The organism is Bordetella genomosp. 10, from assembly GCF_002261225.1.
Taxonomy (GTDB): Bacteria; Pseudomonadota; Gammaproteobacteria; order Burkholderiales; family Burkholderiaceae_B; genus Bordetella_C.
The window spans coordinates 760,598-776,479 of the sequence record NZ_NEVM01000005.1 but is presented as its reverse complement, the minus strand read 5'-3'; the positions used below and the strand labels follow the sequence as shown (position 1 = coordinate 776,479).

The following is a 15,882-nucleotide window of genomic DNA, read 5'->3' as shown; positions in this document are numbered from 1 at the left end:
GACTGTTTCCCAACGAATCAAGGTTGCGCGAACACGGGAAGCCCGGGCAGTGCTGTCTCCCAGGCGCGCGGCAACGATTCGGTGAATCGGCCGCCGGCAGTCCAGGCAGCCACGCAGTCCGGCATTTCCACTCAAAACCTTCGAGGAGCAAGACCATGACGAACCGGGAAACCGAAATCCAACGCCTGCAGCAGGATTGGGCCGAGAACCCGCGCTGGCGCGGCATCCAGCGCGGCTACGACGCCGCCGAGGTGGTGCGCCTGCGCGGCTCGCGCGTGCCGGAATACAGCCTGGCGCAGCACGGCGCCACGCGGCTCTGGCAATTGCTGCATGAGGAGCCTTTCGTCAATTCGCTCGGCGCGCTGACCGGCAACCAGGCGATGCAGCAGGTCAAGGCCGGCCTGAAGGCCATCTACCTGTCCGGCTGGCAGGTCGCCGGCGACGCCAACCTGGCGGGGCAGATGTATCCCGACCAGTCGCTGTACCCCTCCGATTCCGTTCCCGCCGCCGTGCGCCGCATCAACAATACGCTGACGCGCTGCGACCAGATCCAATGGATGGAAGGCAAGGAGCCGGGGCAGTGCGGCTACGTCGACTACTTCGCGCCCATCGTGGCCGACGCGGAGGCCGGCTTCGGCGGCGTGCTCAACGCCTTCGAACTGATGAAGGGCATGATCGAGGCGGGCGCGGCGGGCGTGCACTTCGAGGATCAACTGGCCTCGGTGAAGAAGTGCGGCCACATGGGCGGCAAGGTGCTGGTGCCGACCCGCGAAGCGGTGTCCAAGCTGATCTCGGCGCGCCTGGCGGCCGACGTGCTGGGCGTGCCCACGCTGCTGCTGGCGCGCACCGACGCCGACGCCGCGGACTTGGTCACCAGCGACGTCGACGAGAACGACCGGCCCTACATCACCGGCGAGCGCACCGTCGAGGGTTTCTACCGCACCCGCGCCGGCCTGGACCAGGCCATCTCGCGCGGACTGGCCTACGCGCCCTACGCCGACCTGGTGTGGTGCGAGACGGGCACGCCCAACCTCGAATACGCGCGCCGTTTCGCCGAGGCCATCCACCAGCGCTATCCGGGCAAGATGCTGGCCTACAACTGCTCGCCGTCCTTCAACTGGAAGAAGAACCTCGACGATTCCGTGATCGCCAAGTTCCAGCGCGAGCTGGGCGCCATGGGCTACAAGTTCCAGTTCATCACGCTGGCGGGCTTCCACTCCCTGAACTACGGCATGTTCGAACTGGCGCATGGCTACGCGCGGCGGCAGATGAGCGCCTTCGTCGAGCTGCAGGAGAAGGAGTTCGCGGCGGCGACGCTGGGCTTCTCCGCGGTGCGCCACCAGCGCGAGGTCGGCACCGGCTATTTCGACGCGGTGACGCAGGCCATCGAAGGCGGCCGCTCGTCGACCACGGCCCTGCACGGTTCGACCGAGGAAGCGCAGTTCGACCATGAGTCGCGCCGCGAGGCGCTGCGCCTGGCGAAGGCGGGGTAAGGGTAGGGGCGCCGGCCGCGCATCGGTATGTCGCGCGGCCGGCGGTGGACATCTCGCGGGGCCGGGTCCCTGCGGTCCGGGTCCCTGCGGTCCGGGTCCCTGCGGTCCGGGTCCCCGACGTTTGTCCCCTAGGCGGCGTCCTTGCCGCCCCTGTGCATGTGCGTCAGCACCAGCGCCGTCGCCGCGGCCCGCGTCTCGACGCCCAGCTTCACGTAGACATGTTCCAGATGCTTGTTCACCGTGCGCGGGGCCATGCCCAGGATATCGCCGATGTCCCGGTTGGTCTTGCCCTTGGCCAGCCACAGCAGCACTTCCCGTTCGCGCAGGGTCAACTGGTAGGCGGCCGCCAGCGTATCGGCGGCGTCGGCGGGCAATTCGCGCTCGTCCATCAGCAGCACGTATTCGCCCGCCTTGCGCGAGGCCGTCAGCCGCAGCCGCAATTCCCGGCGGCCGGCGGGGAGGGCGGCCCCAGGCGCCTGGCCGACGGCGTCGCCAACTGCGGGCGAGGCCACGGCGAATACCGCGGGCTCCCGGCCCGGCGGCCGTTGCAGTTGCCGGACGATCCATTCCGACAGCGCCGGCGCGAGGCCCGCGGCATCCTCGGGCTGGCCGAAGTATTCACGCAGCCATAGCCGCGCCTTGCTGGTTTTCCACGTCACCTGGCCCTGCGCGTCCAGCACCACCACCGCGTTGGCGACCGCGTCCATGGCATTCATCGCCACCGACATGATGCGCGCGTTGCGCAGATGCGCTTCCAGGCGCGCCAGCACGACTTCCGTGTCGATGGGCTTGGTCACATAGTCGATGCCGCCGGCCTGGAAACCGCGCACCACGTGTTCGGGCTCGGTGAGGCCGGTCATGAACACCACCGGCACGTGGCCCGCGGCAGGATGGGCCTTGATGCGGCGGCAGGCCTCGAAGCCGTCCATCACGGGCATGAGGGCGTCCATCAGCACGATGTCCGGCAGCACGAAGTCCAGCCGCTCCAGCGCCGACGCGCCGTCCGTGGCGACGACCACGATATAGCCGGCCTCGTCCAGCGCGTCCGACAGCATCTTCAGGTTGTCGGGCGTGTCGTCGACCAGCATCACCAGCTTTTTATCGGAGGCTTGCGGCATGGCGCTGTACGTATTCCTTCAACAGGGTGTTGTATTCGGCCAGCCGGAAATCCTTGGCCAGCAGGGCCAGATGGTCGATCAGCGGCGCGGTATGCGGGGCGCGCGCGCGGATCTCGTCCAGGCGGGCGAATATGCCCTTGATGTAGCCCATGGCGCCCAGTTCCAGCAGGGACTCGGCATCGGCGCGCGCCAGCGCCACCGTGCGCAGCCGCGCCTCGTCGGGCGCGTCGGGCTCGGGCGGCGGCGCCTGCGCCACCCACTCCAGTTTCAGGTGCAGGCCGATCTTGTTGAGCAGCTCATCCAGGTTGACCGGCTTGACCAGCCAGTCGGTCAGGCCCGATTCCATCGCTTCCTTGGGATCGAGTCCATAGGCGTTGGCCGATACGATGATGACCGGCACGCCTACCCCCTGGTCGCGCAGCAGGCGGCATGCCTCCGAGCCCGGCAGGCCGGGCATGGAGATGTCCATCAGGATCAGGTCCGGCCGCAGCGTGTGCGCGCGGGCCAGGCAGTCCTGGCCGTTGGCCGCCTCGTGGATGGCGAAGCCCAGCGGCTCCAGCATCTCGCGCAGCAGGCGGCGCTGCGACGGCTGGTCGTCGACGATCAGCACGCCGCGCCGCTCCCCGGCGTAGCCGACCACCAGGCCGCCGGGCCGCAGGTCGCTGCGCGGCGAACGCACTTCCGGCAGGAACAGCTTGAGGGTGAAGGCGCTGCCCCGGCCGACCTCGCTGCGCACGGTGAGCTCGCCGCCCATGATGCCGGTCAGCATGCGGCAGATGGTCAGGCCCAGTCCGGTGCCGGTGTCGGCCTGCTCGTCGGCCGCCCAACTGCGCTCGAAGGGCATGAAGATGCGCTCCAGGTCCTGCGCCGGAATGCCGGCCCCGCTGTCCTCCACTTCCATCTGCACCATGTTGGAGGCATAGCGCACGCGCAAGGCCACGTGGCCGGCGCGGGTGAACTTCACGGCATTGCTCATCAGGTTGACGAGGATCTGGCGCAGGCGCTTCTCGTCGATGTGGACGATCTTGGGCAGGTTGGCGGCCGTCTCGTAGTGGAAGGACAGTCCCTTCAGGGCGGTCTGCGGCCGGAACATCTTGACGATCTGGTCGAGGAATTCCGGCAGGCGCAGGTCGGCGGTTTCCAGGCGCAGCTTGCCGGCCTCGATGCGGGCGATGTCCAGCAGGCCGTCGATCAGGCCGATGAGATGCTTGCCGCTGCGGTGGATGACGTCGACGGCCTCGCGCCGGCCGGCCGGCATGGCGGCGTCGCGCTGCAGGATCTGCGCGTAGCCCAGGATGCTGTTCAGCGGCGCGCGCAGTTCATGGCTCATTCCGCCCATGAAGCGGCTCTTGGCGAGGTTGGCGGCCTCGGCCGCCTCCTTGGCCTTTTGCAACTGGGCGTCGGTCCGGCGGTGGGCCTCGATTTCCCGCAGCAGCAGGTTGGTCTGGCGATCGGATTCCTCCTGCGCCACCTGGCGGCTCTCGTTGGTCAGCACCAGCCACCACGCGGCCACGCCGCCGATCAGCAGCAGCGCGGCGAACAATTTGAGGAAGGTCGAGCGCAGCGCCGAGGTGTCGGCGCCGATCTGCGCGAAGGTGACGGCTTCCTGGTAATAGATGAGCGACAGGATGGCGGCGAGCAGCCCGCCTATCATGCCGATCGCCACCAGGTAGTGCGCCAGGCGGGTATGGAACAGCGGCGTGGCGGCGCCGGGCAGGATGCCGCGCAACGCGGCGCCCAGTTGGTCCTGCAGGCGCGATCCGGTCTTGCAGCGGTCCTGGCAGCGGGCGTCCAGCGTGCAGCACAGGGAGCAGATGGCGCCGCTGTAGGCCGGGCATTGCGCCATGTCCTGCGCTTCGAAGATGTTGGCGCAGATGACGCAGCGCAGGCCGCGCGGCGATGCGCCCGCGCCGCTGGCGGCGCGGTTGCCGCACGTTTCCGAGCGGGGCGCGGCATCCGGGAAGTCATGCGGCCGGCGCGCCAGATAGTAGCGGCCGCGCGTGGCGCGGGCGATCGCCGGCGCGGTGACGAACGCCGCCAGCAGCGCGATGAAGGGCGAGAGGGCCTCGGCCACCGCGCCGAACGCGCCGGCGTAGGCCACCAGCGACAGGATCAGGGCCAGCAGCATGCTGCCCACGCCCACCGGATTGATGTCGTACAGATAGGCGCGCCGGAATTCGATGCCGCGCGGGCTCAGGCCTAGCGGCTTGTTGATCACCAGGTCCGCCACCAGCGCGCCTATCCACGCGATGGCGACGTGCGCGAAGATGGCCAGCACGTGCTCGAGCGCGTCGAACACGCCCATCTCCATCAGGCCGATGGCGATCAGCACGTTGAACACCAGCCACACCACGCGGCCGGGGTGGCTGTGGGTGATGCGGGCGAAGAAATTGGACCAGGCCAGCGAGCCGGCGTAGGCGTTGGTGACGTTGATCTTCACCTGCGACACCACCACGAACAGCGTCATCGCGCCCAGCGCCCAGGCCGGATGGTCGAAGACGTAGCGGAAGGCCACCAGGTACATCTTGGTCGGGTCGGCCGCCTTGGCCGCCGGCACCCCGTGGCCCAGCGCCAGGTAGGCCAGGAAGGCGCCGGCCAGCATCTTGGCCGCGCCCGGGACGATCCAGCCCGGGCCGGCGCACAGCAGGGCCAGCCACCAGCGCCCGCGGTTGGTGGCCGTCCGGGCGGGCAGGAACCGCAGGAAGTCGACCTGTTCGCCGATCTGCGTGATCAGCGCCGCGCCCACGGCCACGCCGGCGCCGAACATCAGCAGGTCGAAGTGGCCGCCGTTGCCGCCGCGGCCGGCGTAGTCGAGCAGGCCGGCAAGGGCGCCGGGATCCTTGGCGAGGATGAAGACATACGGGAGCGTCAGCAGCAGCAGCCACACCGGCTGCGTCCAGGCCTGCAGGCGGTTGATCAGCGTGATGCCGTAGGTGACGAAAGGGATGATGGCCACCGCGCAGGCCAGGTAGCCCAGCGATAACGGCAGTCCCGTGCACAGCTCCAGCGCCAGCGCCATGATGGCCGCCTCCAGCGCGAAGAAGATGAAGGTGAAGGACGCGTAGATCAGCGACGTGATGGTCGAGCCGATGTAGCCGAAGCCGGCGCCGCGCGTCAGCAGGTCCATGTCCAGGCCGTGGCGGGCGGCGTAGTAGGCGATGGGCAGGCCCGTCAGGAAGATCAGCACCGACACCGCCATGATGGACCAGAAGGCGTTGATGAAGCCGTAGTTCAAGGCCAGCGCGCCGCCGATGGCCTCCAGCGCCAGGAAGGAGACGGCGCCCAGGGCGGTGTTGGCGACGCGGAGCTCGGACCACTTGCGGAAGGACAGCGGCGTGAAACGCAGCGCGTAGTCCTCCAGGGTCTCGTTGGCGACCCACGTGTTGTAGTCGCGCCTGACCTTGACGATGCGTTGGGTTGCGCTGGCGTCCACGCGTTGTTCCCTTGTCGTGTTCATGTGGGCAGATATGCGTCGATCGACGTATGCCGGTTTTTTACTCGCTGCGGGCGCGGCGGCCACTACGTCAATCAACGTATGTTGCGCTGCGTCATGCGTTCCTAGTATGGCATCGAACCCCCGGACGCGGCGTCCCTTCCAGCGCCGCCGCGGCATCGGGTTTCCCCTGAAGCGCCTCATCCGCAAGGAGCGTTCGATGTCCCGCAAACCCCCTTTCCAAAACGACCCCGTGTCGCCTTCGCGCCGGCGCGCGGCCCTGGCGCTGGCCTCGCTGCCGCTGCTGGGGGTGCCCGCCTTCAGCCGCGCCGCCGGACCGGCCACGGCGGCCGTCAATACCACGGGGCTGGCCGTCACCGACACCGAGGTGACCGTGGGCCAACTGCACTCGGCCACCGGGACCATGGCCATCAGCGAGACCGGCTCGATCCAGGCCGAGCGCCTGGCGATCGAGCAGATCAACGCCGCCGGCGGCATCCTGGGCCGCCAGATCAGGATCATCCAGGAAGACGGCGCGTCGGACTGGCCGACCTTCGCCGAAAAGGCGCGCAAGCTGCTGGTCAGCGACAAGGTCGCCACCGTGTTCGGCTGCTGGACCTCGGCCTCGCGCAAGGCGGTGCTGCCGGTCTTCGAAAAGGAAAACGGCCTGTTGTACTACCCGACCTTCTACGAAGGGCTGGAGCAGTCCAAGAACGTCTTCTATACCGGCCAGGAGGCCACCCAGCAGATCCTCGCCAGCCTGAACTGGCTGCACGAGGAAAAGAAGGCCCGGACCTTCTACCTGGTCGGGTCCGACTACATCTGGCCGCGCACGTCGAACAAGATCGCGCGCAAGCACATCGAGAACGTGCTCAAGGGCGAGGTGGTGGGCGAGGAATACTACCCGTTGGGCCACACCCAATTCGGTTCGCTGATCAACAAGATCAAGCTGAAGAAGCCGGACGTGGTGTTCGCCGACGTGGTGGGCGGCAGCAACGTGTCCTTCTACAAGCAGTTGAAGGCCGCCGGCGTCACCTCGGACAAGCAGAAGCTGTTGACGATTTCCGTGACCGAGGACGAGCTGCTGGGCATCGGCGGCGAGAACGCCGAGGGCTTCTATTCCTGCATGAAGTACTTCCAGAGCCTGGACAACCCGAACAACAAGAAGTTCGTCGCCGCGTTCAAGGCCAAGTACGGCCCCAACGCCGTGATCGGCGACGTGACGCAGGCCGCCTACCTGGGGCCGTGGCTGTGGAAGATGGCGGTCGAGAAGGCCGGCAGCTTCGACGTCGACAAGGTCGTGGCGGCGGCGCCGAACCAGGAGTTCAAGGAAGCGCCGGAAGGCTACGTCAAGGTCGACCCCAACCATCACCTGTGGAGCCGCACGCGCGTGGGCCAGATCCGCAAGGACGGCCAGTTCGACGTGGTCTTCGAAACCAAGGACCTGATCAAGCCGGATCCCTTCCCCAAGGGTTATCAGTAAGCGTGGGCGGGGCGCGGCGCGCCGCGCCCCCGGTCCCATCACCGCCGACGCCGAGGCGAAGGCATCGAACCAACCTGGAGGCCTGCCATGGAATCCTTCTCGGACCTGGGCGCCATTCTCCTGATGCAGGGCTTCAATGGCCTGTCCGTCTTCAGCGTCCTGCTTCTCATGGCCCTGGGGCTGGCGATCATTTTCGGCCAGATGGGGGTCATCAACATGGCGCACGGGGAATTCCTCGCCGTCGGCGCCTACACCACCTACCTGTTCTCGGAACTGACGCGGCAATACCTGCCGTCGCTCATGCCTTACTACTTCTTCGCCGCCATCGCGGCGGCCTTCGCCGTCGCCTTCGTCCTGGGCTGGCTGGTGGAGTGGCTGTTGATCCGCCACCTGTACCACCGCCCGCTGGACACGCTGCTGGCGACCTGGGGGCTGTCATTGGTGATGCAGCAGGCGCTGCGCTCCATCTTCGGTCCGCGCGAAGTCAGTCCGGCGTTGCCGGAATGGCTGATGGGCTCGGTGCAGCCCTTGCCGGGCGTCGATATCCCGGTCAACGGGCTGACGGTGATGCTCATCACCCTGGTCCTGACCTGCGGCCTGCTGCTGGCCCTGTTCCGCTCGACCTGGGGCCTGCACGTGCGCGCCACGGTGCAGAACCGCGTGATGAGCGGCTCGGTGGGCATCGACACCAAGCGGGTGGACCGCGTGACGTTCGCCCTGGGCTGCGGCATCGCCGGCATCGCCGGCGCGGCCTTCACCACCATCGGGTCCACCGGCCCGACCAGTGGTTCGCTGTACATCGTCGATACCTTCCTGACCGTCGTGTTCGGCGGCGCCGCCAGCCTGTACGGCACCATCGCCTCGGCCTTCGTCATCGCCCAGACCCAATCCGTGTCGGAATTCTTCCTGACCGGCTCCATGGCCAAGGTGCTGACCCTGTCGGCGGTGGTCGTCATCCTGATGCTGCGTCCGCAAGGCTTGTTCTCGATCAAGGTCCGCAAGTAGGCGGCGGGAGTACGAACGTGAAAACCCTGTACAAGAACGTCCTCGGCGGCCGCGAAGGCCTGGTCGGCATCGCCGTCCTGGCGGCGCTGGTCTTCGTCCTCTTTCCGCTCCTGCTGGACAGCTTCCGGCTCAACCTGGTCGGCAAGTACCTGACCTACGCTTTCGTCGCCCTGGGGCTGGTGCTGTGCTGGGGCTACGGCGGCATCCTCAGCCTGGGACAGGGCGTGTTCTTCGGCCTGGGCGGCTACTGCATGGCCATGTTCCTCAAGCTGGAGGCCTCCAGCGTGGAAGCCACCAGGATCCAGTCCACGCCCGGCATTCCGGACTTCATGGACTGGAACCAGGTCACGGCGCTGCCGTGGTTCTGGGCGCCGTTCAAGAGCTTCGTCTTCACGCTGTTCGCCGTGCCCATCGTGCCGGCGCTGCTGGCGCTGGTGCTGGGCGCGGCCATGTTCAAGCGGCGCGTGGGGGACACCTACTTCGCCATCGTGACCCAGGCCGTGGCGTTGATCCTGTCGGTGCTGATCATCGGCCAGCAGGGCTACACCGGCGGCGTCAACGGCATCACGGACCTGCGCACGCTGCTGGGCTGGGACATCCGCGGCGATTCGGCGCGCGTCGTCCTGTACTTCGTCAACGCGGCGCTGCTGTTCGCCTGCCTCCTGTTCGGCCGTTTCCTGCTGTCTTCCAAGCTGGGCAAGCTGCTGATGGCGATGCGCGACAAGGAGGAGCGGGTGCGTTTCTCCGGCTACGACGTGTCCAGCTTCAAGGTGTTCGTGTTCTGCGTGGCGGCGGTGTTCTCGGCCATCGGCGGGGCCATGTTCACGCTGCAGGTGGGTTTCATGTCGCCGTCCTTCGTCGGCATCGTGCCGTCCATCGAAATGGTGATCTTCGCCGCGGTCGGCGGCCGGCTGTCCCTGCTGGGCGCGGTCTACGGCACCCTGCTGGTGAACTTCGGCAAGAGCTATTTCTCGGAAAGCTTCCCGCAACTGTGGCTGTTCCTGATGGGCGGCCTCTTCATCGCCGTGGTGATGGCTTTTCCCAACGGCCTGGCCGGCCTCTACGCGCAATACGTGAAGCCGCGCCTGGTAAAGCCGCGCCTGGGCCCTGGCGCGCAAGCCGCCGCGGCCGGGAAGGGCAGTCCCGCGGCCGGCCCGGCCCTCGACCCGGTCGTCGCGCCCGCCGCCCCGGCCAACCCCGCCAAGTCCGCTCCCGGCAATACGGAGGCCGCATGAAGCCGCCCATTCTCGACAACACGGTCGTTCCCGCGCAGGAGTTCGCGCTCTACGTGGAAGGCCTGACGGTGTCCTTCAACGGGTTCACCGCCGTCAACGACCTCAATCTCTATGTGGACAAGGGCGAACTGCGGGTCGTCATCGGCCCCAACGGCGCCGGCAAGACCACCGTGCTGGACCTGATCTGCGGACGCACCAAGGCCACCTCGGGCTCGATCCGTTTCAAGGACGTGGAATTGACCAGGATGGCCGAGCACCAGATCGTGCGCGCCGGCGTCGGCCGCAAGTTCCAGACGCCCTCCATCTACGAAACGCTGACGGTGCGGGAGAACCTGGAGGTGTCCTTTCCGCGCGGGCGCGGCGTGTTCGGCGCGATGGTGTTTCGCCTGACCGCCGACGTGATCGAGCGGGTGGAGCGCGTGGCCGAGGAAATCTTCCTCCAGGACATGCTGGACAAGTCGGCGGAGCTGCTGTCGCACGGACAGAAGCAGTGGCTGGAGATCGGCATGCTGCTGATGCAGGAGCCGGAACTGATGATGCTGGACGAGCCCGTGGCCGGGATGAGCGTTTCCGAGCGCGAGAAGACCGCCGACCTGCTCAACCGCATCAGCCGCGACCGCTCCATGATCGTCATCGAGCATGACATGGAGTTCGTCAAGAACATCGCGCACAAGGTGACGGTGCTGCACCAGGGCAAGGTCCTGGCCGAGGGGTCGATGGACAAGGTGCAGAACGACCCGCGGGTGATCGAAGTGTATTTGGGACATTGACGAGGCGCCGGCCGCGGGCCCTCGCGCTCGCGGCCGCCGGTCCGTTTTCCAGGAGAGAAGCCATGTTCACCGTATCGGGACTGCAATCCGGGTATGGCCAGAGCCGTGTGATCCACGGCGTCGACCTCGCCATCGCCAAGGGCGAGATCGTGGCCGTGATGGGCCGCAACGGCATGGGCAAGACCACGCTGTTCAAGACCATGATGGGCGTGCTGCCCGCGATGGGAGGCAAGGTGGAGGTCGACGGCCAGGACATCACCCGCATGGAGAGTTTCCAGCGGGTGCGCGCCGGCGTCGCCTACGTGCCGCAGGGCCGCATGATCTTTCCCACGCTGACGGTGGAGGAGAACATCCGCACCGGCCTGCGCGGCCGCGCCTTGCGCGATCCGGTGCCCGAGGAAATCTTCTCGCTGTTCCCGGTGCTGCACGAGATGCGGCGTCGGCGCGGCGGCGACCTGTCCGGCGGCCAGCAGCAGCAACTGGCCATCGCCCGCGCCCTGGTGACCGGGCCCAAGGTATTGATGCTGGACGAGCCGACCGAAGGCATCCAGCCGTCCATCATCAAGGACATCGCGCGCACGCTGCTGGAAATCCGCAAGCTGAAGGACCTGGCCATCGTGGTGTCCGAGCAGGTGCTCAGTTTCACCATGCAGATCGCCGACCGCCTGATCGTCATCGACAAGGGACGCTTCGTGCACGAGAACAGGCGGGACGAGGTCGACGAGCAGACCATCAGCCGCTACCTGTCCGTATAGCTACGCCCGGGGCCGGCGCGGCCCATGCCCTCCACCCCGGCGGGCATGCGGACGCCATCCGCCCGCCGGCGCCGTTTCTTCACCAGCGCTTCATCCACCCAAGGAGCATGTCATGCCCGATACCCTGATCAAAGTCGACCTGGCCCAGTCGCCCTACGAGAACGAGAACATCCATAACCGCTGGCATCCCGACATCCCCATCGCGGTGTGGGTCAAGCCCGGCGACGATTTCGTGCTGGAAACCTATGACTGGACGGGCGGCGCCATCAAGAACGACGACAGCGCGGACGACGTGCGCGACGTCGACCTGTCGACCGTGCATTTCCTGTCCGGTCCGGTGGGCGTGGAAGGCGCCGAACCGGGCGATCTGCTGGTGGTCGATTTCCTCGACATCGGCGCCAAGCCGGACAGCTTGTGGGGCTTCAACGGTTTCTTCAGCAAGAAGAACGGCGGCGGCTTCCTGACCGAGCATTTTCCCCAGGCGCAGAAATCCATCTGGGATTTCCATGGCATGTACACCAGCTCGCGTCATATTCCCGGCGTGAACTTCGCCGGCCTGATCCATCCGGGGCTGATCGGCTGCCTGCCCGACCAGGCGCTGCTCGAGAACTGGAACAAGCGCGAGCAGGCGCTGATCGACACCGATCCCGGCCGCGTGCCGCCGCTGGCCAATCCGCCCGCGCCGAAGACGGCGCACATGGGCAAGCTGTCCGGCGCGGCGCGCGACAAGGCAGCCGCCGAGGGCGCGCGCACGGTGCCGCCGCGCGAGCACGGCGGCAATTGCGATATCAAGGACCTGTCGCGCGGTTCGCGCGTCTTCTTTCCCGTCTACGTGAAGGGCGGCGGCCTGTCGGTGGGCGACCTGCACTTTTCGCAGGGGGACGGCGAGATCACGTTCTGCGGCGCCATCGAAATGGCCGGCTGGATCCATATGCGGGTCAACCTGATCAAGGGCGGCATGGCGAAGTATGCGATCCGCAACCCCATCTTCAAGCCGAGTCCGATTACGCCGAATTACAAGGATTACCTGATCTTCGAAGGCATTTCCGTCGATGAGAAGGGCAGCCAGCATTATCTCGACGTGCACATCGCCTACCGCCAGGCCTGCCTCAACGCCATCGAATACCTGAAGAAGTTCGGCTACTCCGGCGCCCAGGCCTATTCCATCCTGGGCACGGCGCCGGTGCAGGGCCATATCAGCGGCGTGGTGGATATTCCCAATGCGTGCGCCACGCTGTGGCTGCCGACCGAAATCTTCGATTTCGACATCCAGCCTTCGGCCGGCGGGCCGGTCAAGGCGGTCAGCGGCGGGGTCGACATGCCCCTCTCGCCGGATCTCTGAGCCCGCCAGGAGACCGGCCATGCCGTTATACGACTACCGTTGCCCCGCGTGCGGGGAATTCGCGGCCATGCGGCCGCTGGCGGCGTGGCGCGATCCCGCCGCCTGCCCGGCGTGCGGCGGGGAGTCGCCGCGCATCGTCGGCGGCGCCCCCGCGCTGGGCGCCCTGTCCTCGGCGGTGAACCGGGCGCGCGCGATGAACGAGCGCAGCGCCCACGAACCGCGCAGTTCGCGCGGCGGCCACGGCATGCATTGCGGCTGCTGCGGCGGCGGCAAGCTGCCGGGCAAGACCCGCAAGACGGCGGACGGCGGCAAGACGTTCGCCGACAGCAGGCCCTGGATGATCAGCCACTGAGCGGCGCGGCGCGGGAGGCGTCGCCCCGGGGCGGAGACGGGGCCCGCCGGCGTCGAATGTTGCGTTGCGACAAGGCGGGAGCGGGAAGCTGCGGTTAAGATCGAACGCATCGCGGGGCGCGGCCGCCCCTTCCCACCACCTCTCCAGGGAGTCGCAGCATGTTGCTCACCGCCGACGCCAAAGGCGTTTTTCCCATCGCCCCCACGCCGTTCTTCGATGACGGCGCCATCGACAAGGCGTCCGTCGACCGCATGACGGATTTCTACCTGGCCTGCGGCTCGACCGGCCTGACCGTGCTCGGGCAACTGGGCGAGGCGCCCAAGCTGGAGCACGCCGAATCCGTGGCGGTGGCCGGCCAGGTCATCCGCCGCGCCGCCAGCCTGCCGGTCGTGGTGGGCGTGTCGGCGCCGGGTTTCGCCGCCATGCGCGCGTTGACGCATGAAGTCATGGCGCAGGGCGCGGCCGGCGTGATGATCGCCCCGCCCAATACCCTGCGCACCGACGACCAGATCGTCAATTACTACCGCCAGGCGGTGGAGGCGATCGGCGCGGACGTGCCCTTCGTGCTGCAGGACTACCCGCTGACCTTCTCGGTGCAGATGACGCCCGCCGTGATCCGCCGCATCGTGCAGGAACTGCCGTCTTGCGTGATGCTCAAGCATGAGGACTGGCCGGGCCTGGAGAAGATCTCCACCCTGCGCGGCTTCGAGAAGGACGGCTCCATGCGGCACATCTCCATCCTGTGCGGCAACAACGGCCTGTTCCTGGACTACGAAGTGGAGCGCGGCGCCGACGGCGCCAATACCGGTTACTGCTTCCCGGACATGCTGTGCGACGTGGTGCGCCTGAATGCCGCGGGCGAGCGCGAGGCCGCGCACGACCTGTTCGACGCGCACCTGCCGCTGCTGCGCTACGAGCAGCAGCCGGGCGCCGGCCTGGCCGTGCGCAAGTACGTGATGATGCGCCGGGGCATCCTGACCTCCGCCGCGCAGCGCCGCCCGGCCAGCCCGATGTCGGCGACCGCGCGCGCCGAGGTCGAGCATCTGCTGACGCGCCTGGCCCGCCACGACAAGCGCGCGGCGCTGCCGCCGGTATAAACCGGGGATTGTTCGGCACAGCCGGAAACAGTAACTGGGGCCGCCCGGCGGGGCGGCCGCACGGGCCTTCGGTAGAATCGGCGGATTCCTACCTATAAGAGGCTTGTGTGGATAGCGTCATCTCGATCCAAGGTTTATCCAAGACCTATGCGTCGGGTTTCCAGGCGCTGCAAGGTATCGACCTGGAAATCCGGCGCGGTGAAATCTTCGCCCTGCTCGGCCCCAATGGCGCCGGCAAGACCACCCTGATCAGCATCATCTGCGGCATCGTCAACGCCAGCGCCGGGACGGTGCTGGCCGACGGCCACGATATCCGCACCGATTTCCGGGCGGCGCGCGGCAAGATCGGCCTGGTGCCGCAGGAGCTGAACACCGACGCCTTCGAAAGCGTGTGGAACACGGTGACCTTCAGCCGCGGCCTTTTCGGCAAGCCGGCCAACCCCGCCTACGTCGAACAGGTGTTGCGCGACCTGTCGCTGTGGGACAAGCGCGATTCCCGCATCATGGCCCTGTCGGGCGGCATGAAGCGGCGCGTGATGATCGCCAAGGCGCTGTCGCACGAACCGGACATCCTGTTCCTGGACGAACCCACCGCGGGCGTCGACGTGGAGCTGCGCCGCGGCATGTGGGACATGGTGCGGCGCCTGCGCGAGCGGGGCGTCACCATCATCCTGACCACGCACTACATCGAGGAAGCGCAGGAGATGGCCGATCGCATCGGCGTGATCCGCAAGGGGCGCATCATCCTGGTCGAGCAGACCGCGGACCTGCTGCGCAAGCTGGGCAAGCGCCAGTTGATCCTGACGCTGAAGCAGCCCCTGGCCGCGCTGCCCGCGCTGGGCGTCCTGGCGGGCCACGACGTGGCGCTGGACGGCGACGGCCACCAGATCGTCTACACCTACAACAACCAGGAGGGCGGGGCCGATATCGCCACCTTGCTGCGGCAACTGGCCGAGGCGGGAGTGGAGTTCTCCGACATCCGCACGTCGGAAAGCTCCCTGGAAGATATTTTCGTCAGCCTGGTGCATGAATCATGAATATCTACGCCGTCCGCGCCATCTACCTGTTCGAAATGGCCCGCATGTGGCGCACGCTCATGCAGAGCGTCGCCTCGCCGGTCATCTCCACCTCCCTGTATTTCGTCGTGTTCGGGTCGGCCATCGGTTCGCACATGGTCGATATCGACGGCGTCAGCTACGGGGCCTTCATCGTGCCGGGCATGGTGATGCTGGCCTTGCTGACGCAGAGCATCTCCAACGCCTCCTTCGGCATCTATATGCCGCGTTTCACGGGGACCATCTACGAGATCCATTCGGCGCCGATTTCCTATGTGGAAATCCTGCTGGGGTACGTGGGGGCGGCGGCGACCAAGTCGGTCATCCTGGGCTCCATCATGCTGCTGACGGCGCGCATCTTCGTGCCGTACGAGGTCGCGCATCCCGTGTGGATGGTGGGATTCCTGCTGCTGACCTGCGTGACCTTCAGCCTGTTCGGTTTCATCATCGGCATCTGGGCCGACGGTTTCGAGAAACTGCAGGTGATTCCGCTGATGATCGTCACGCCGCTGACCTTCCTGGGCGGCAGCTTCTATTCGATCAACATGCTGCCGCCGTTCTGGCGCACCGTCACCCTGTTCAACCCGGTGGTCTACCTGGTCAGCGGCTTTCGCTGGAGCTTCTATGGCGTGTCGGACGTGACGGTGGGCATCAGCGTGGGCATGACGCTGGTCTTCCTGGTCCTGTGCATGATCGCGGTGCGCTGGATCTTCAAGACCGGGTATCGGTTGAAGGCATGAACCA

At 67.1% G+C, this 15,882-nt stretch carries 13 protein-coding genes; 11 read left to right on the top strand and 2 right to left on the bottom strand.

Going from position 1 to position 15,882, the window contains the following annotated elements; all coding sequences use genetic code 11:
• Positions 1–155 precede the first annotated feature (155 nt).
• Positions 156–1,493, top strand: a complete 1,338-nt coding sequence (gene aceA, locus CAL29_RS19720; RefSeq protein WP_094854737.1) for an isocitrate lyase — start codon at positions 156–158, stop codon at positions 1,491–1,493.
• 128 nt (positions 1,494–1,621) lie between these two features.
• Here the strand turns inward: aceA and CAL29_RS19715 are convergent, their stop codons facing one another.
• Both CAL29_RS19715 and CAL29_RS19710 read right to left on the bottom strand, forming a co-directional pair.
• Positions 1,622–2,611, bottom strand: coding sequence for a response regulator transcription factor (locus CAL29_RS19715; protein ID WP_094854736.1), 990 nt, complete (start codon positions 2,609–2,611; stop codon positions 1,622–1,624).
• On the bottom strand, positions 2,592–6,068 hold the full coding sequence (locus CAL29_RS19710; protein ID WP_256977598.1) for an ATP-binding protein: 3,477 nt from the start codon (positions 6,066–6,068) through the stop codon (positions 2,592–2,594). Before CAL29_RS19710 ends, CAL29_RS19715 begins: the two co-directional genes overlap by 20 nt.
• 196 nt (positions 6,069–6,264) lie before the next feature.
• On the opposite strand from CAL29_RS19710, the gene urtA reads away from it, so the two are divergent.
• The 10 genes from urtA to CAL29_RS19660 all read left to right on the top strand — a co-directional run bounded on the left by urtA (position 6,265) and on the right by CAL29_RS19660 (position 15,878).
• A complete protein-coding gene (gene urtA, locus CAL29_RS19705; RefSeq protein ID WP_094856763.1) occupies positions 6,265–7,527 on the top strand; it encodes an urea ABC transporter substrate-binding protein in 1,263 nt (420 codons plus the stop codon).
• An 87-nt stretch (positions 7,528–7,614) separates the two neighbouring features.
• Complete coding sequence (urtB, locus tag CAL29_RS19700) at positions 7,615–8,532, top strand: urea ABC transporter permease subunit UrtB (RefSeq protein ID WP_094854734.1); 918 nt, start codon at positions 7,615–7,617, stop codon at positions 8,530–8,532.
• 17 nt (positions 8,533–8,549) lie between these two features.
• Positions 8,550–9,767, top strand: coding sequence for an urea ABC transporter permease subunit UrtC (gene urtC, locus CAL29_RS19695; protein ID WP_094854733.1), 1,218 nt, complete (start codon positions 8,550–8,552; stop codon positions 9,765–9,767).
• On the top strand, positions 9,764–10,537 hold the full coding sequence (gene urtD / locus CAL29_RS19690) for an urea ABC transporter ATP-binding protein UrtD (protein ID WP_094854732.1): 774 nt from the start codon (positions 9,764–9,766) through the stop codon (positions 10,535–10,537). The genes urtC and urtD overlap by 4 nt, the downstream gene beginning before the upstream one ends.
• Positions 10,538–10,599: 62 nt before the next feature.
• A complete protein-coding gene (urtE, locus tag CAL29_RS19685) occupies positions 10,600–11,292 on the top strand; it encodes an urea ABC transporter ATP-binding subunit UrtE (protein WP_094854731.1) in 693 nt (230 codons plus the stop codon).
• A 112-nt stretch (positions 11,293–11,404) separates the two neighbouring features.
• Complete coding sequence (gene fmdA, locus CAL29_RS19680) at positions 11,405–12,634, top strand: formamidase (protein WP_094854730.1); 1,230 nt, start codon at positions 11,405–11,407, stop codon at positions 12,632–12,634.
• A 19-nt stretch (positions 12,635–12,653) separates the two neighbouring features.
• Positions 12,654–12,986: an FmdB family zinc ribbon protein gene (locus CAL29_RS19675; RefSeq protein WP_094854729.1), complete on the top strand. Its 333-nt coding sequence runs from the start codon at positions 12,654–12,656 to the stop codon at positions 12,984–12,986.
• A 158-nt stretch (positions 12,987–13,144) separates the two neighbouring features.
• Positions 13,145–14,083, top strand: coding sequence for a dihydrodipicolinate synthase family protein (locus tag CAL29_RS19670; RefSeq protein WP_094854728.1), 939 nt, complete (start codon positions 13,145–13,147; stop codon positions 14,081–14,083).
• Between the two features lie 107 nt (positions 14,084–14,190).
• Positions 14,191–15,120 carry an ABC transporter ATP-binding protein gene (locus CAL29_RS19665; protein WP_094854727.1) on the top strand — a complete coding sequence of 310 codons (930 nt, stop codon included), beginning with the start codon at positions 14,191–14,193 and terminating at the stop codon, positions 15,118–15,120.
• Complete coding sequence (locus tag CAL29_RS19660) at positions 15,117–15,878, top strand: ABC transporter permease (protein WP_094854726.1); 762 nt, start codon at positions 15,117–15,119, stop codon at positions 15,876–15,878. The genes CAL29_RS19665 and CAL29_RS19660 overlap by 4 nt, the downstream gene beginning before the upstream one ends.
• Positions 15,879–15,882 lie beyond the last annotated feature (4 nt).

Coding starts and splice junctions, on each gene's coding strand:
- urtA (WP_094856763.1), top strand. CDS start 6,265: ATGTCCCGCAAACCCCCTTTCCAAAACGACCCCGTGTCGCCTTCGCGC.
- CAL29_RS19660 (WP_094854726.1), top strand. CDS start 15,117: ATGAATATCTACGCCGTCCGCGCCATCTACCTGTTCGAAATGGCCCGC.
- CAL29_RS19675 (WP_094854729.1), top strand. CDS start 12,654: ATGCCGTTATACGACTACCGTTGCCCCGCGTGCGGGGAATTCGCGGCC.
- CAL29_RS19715 (WP_094854736.1), bottom strand. CDS start 2,611: ATGCCGCAAGCCTCCGATAAAAAGCTGGTGATGCTGGTCGACGACACG.
- CAL29_RS19710 (WP_256977598.1), bottom strand. CDS start 6,068: ATGAACACGACAAGGGAACAACGCGTGGACGCCAGCGCAACCCAACGC.
- aceA (WP_094854737.1), top strand. CDS start 156: ATGACGAACCGGGAAACCGAAATCCAACGCCTGCAGCAGGATTGGGCC.
- urtE (WP_094854731.1), top strand. CDS start 10,600: ATGTTCACCGTATCGGGACTGCAATCCGGGTATGGCCAGAGCCGTGTG.
- urtB (WP_094854734.1), top strand. CDS start 7,615: ATGGAATCCTTCTCGGACCTGGGCGCCATTCTCCTGATGCAGGGCTTC.
- fmdA (WP_094854730.1), top strand. CDS start 11,405: ATGCCCGATACCCTGATCAAAGTCGACCTGGCCCAGTCGCCCTACGAG.
- urtD (WP_094854732.1), top strand. CDS start 9,764: ATGAAGCCGCCCATTCTCGACAACACGGTCGTTCCCGCGCAGGAGTTC.
- CAL29_RS19670 (WP_094854728.1), top strand. CDS start 13,145: ATGTTGCTCACCGCCGACGCCAAAGGCGTTTTTCCCATCGCCCCCACG.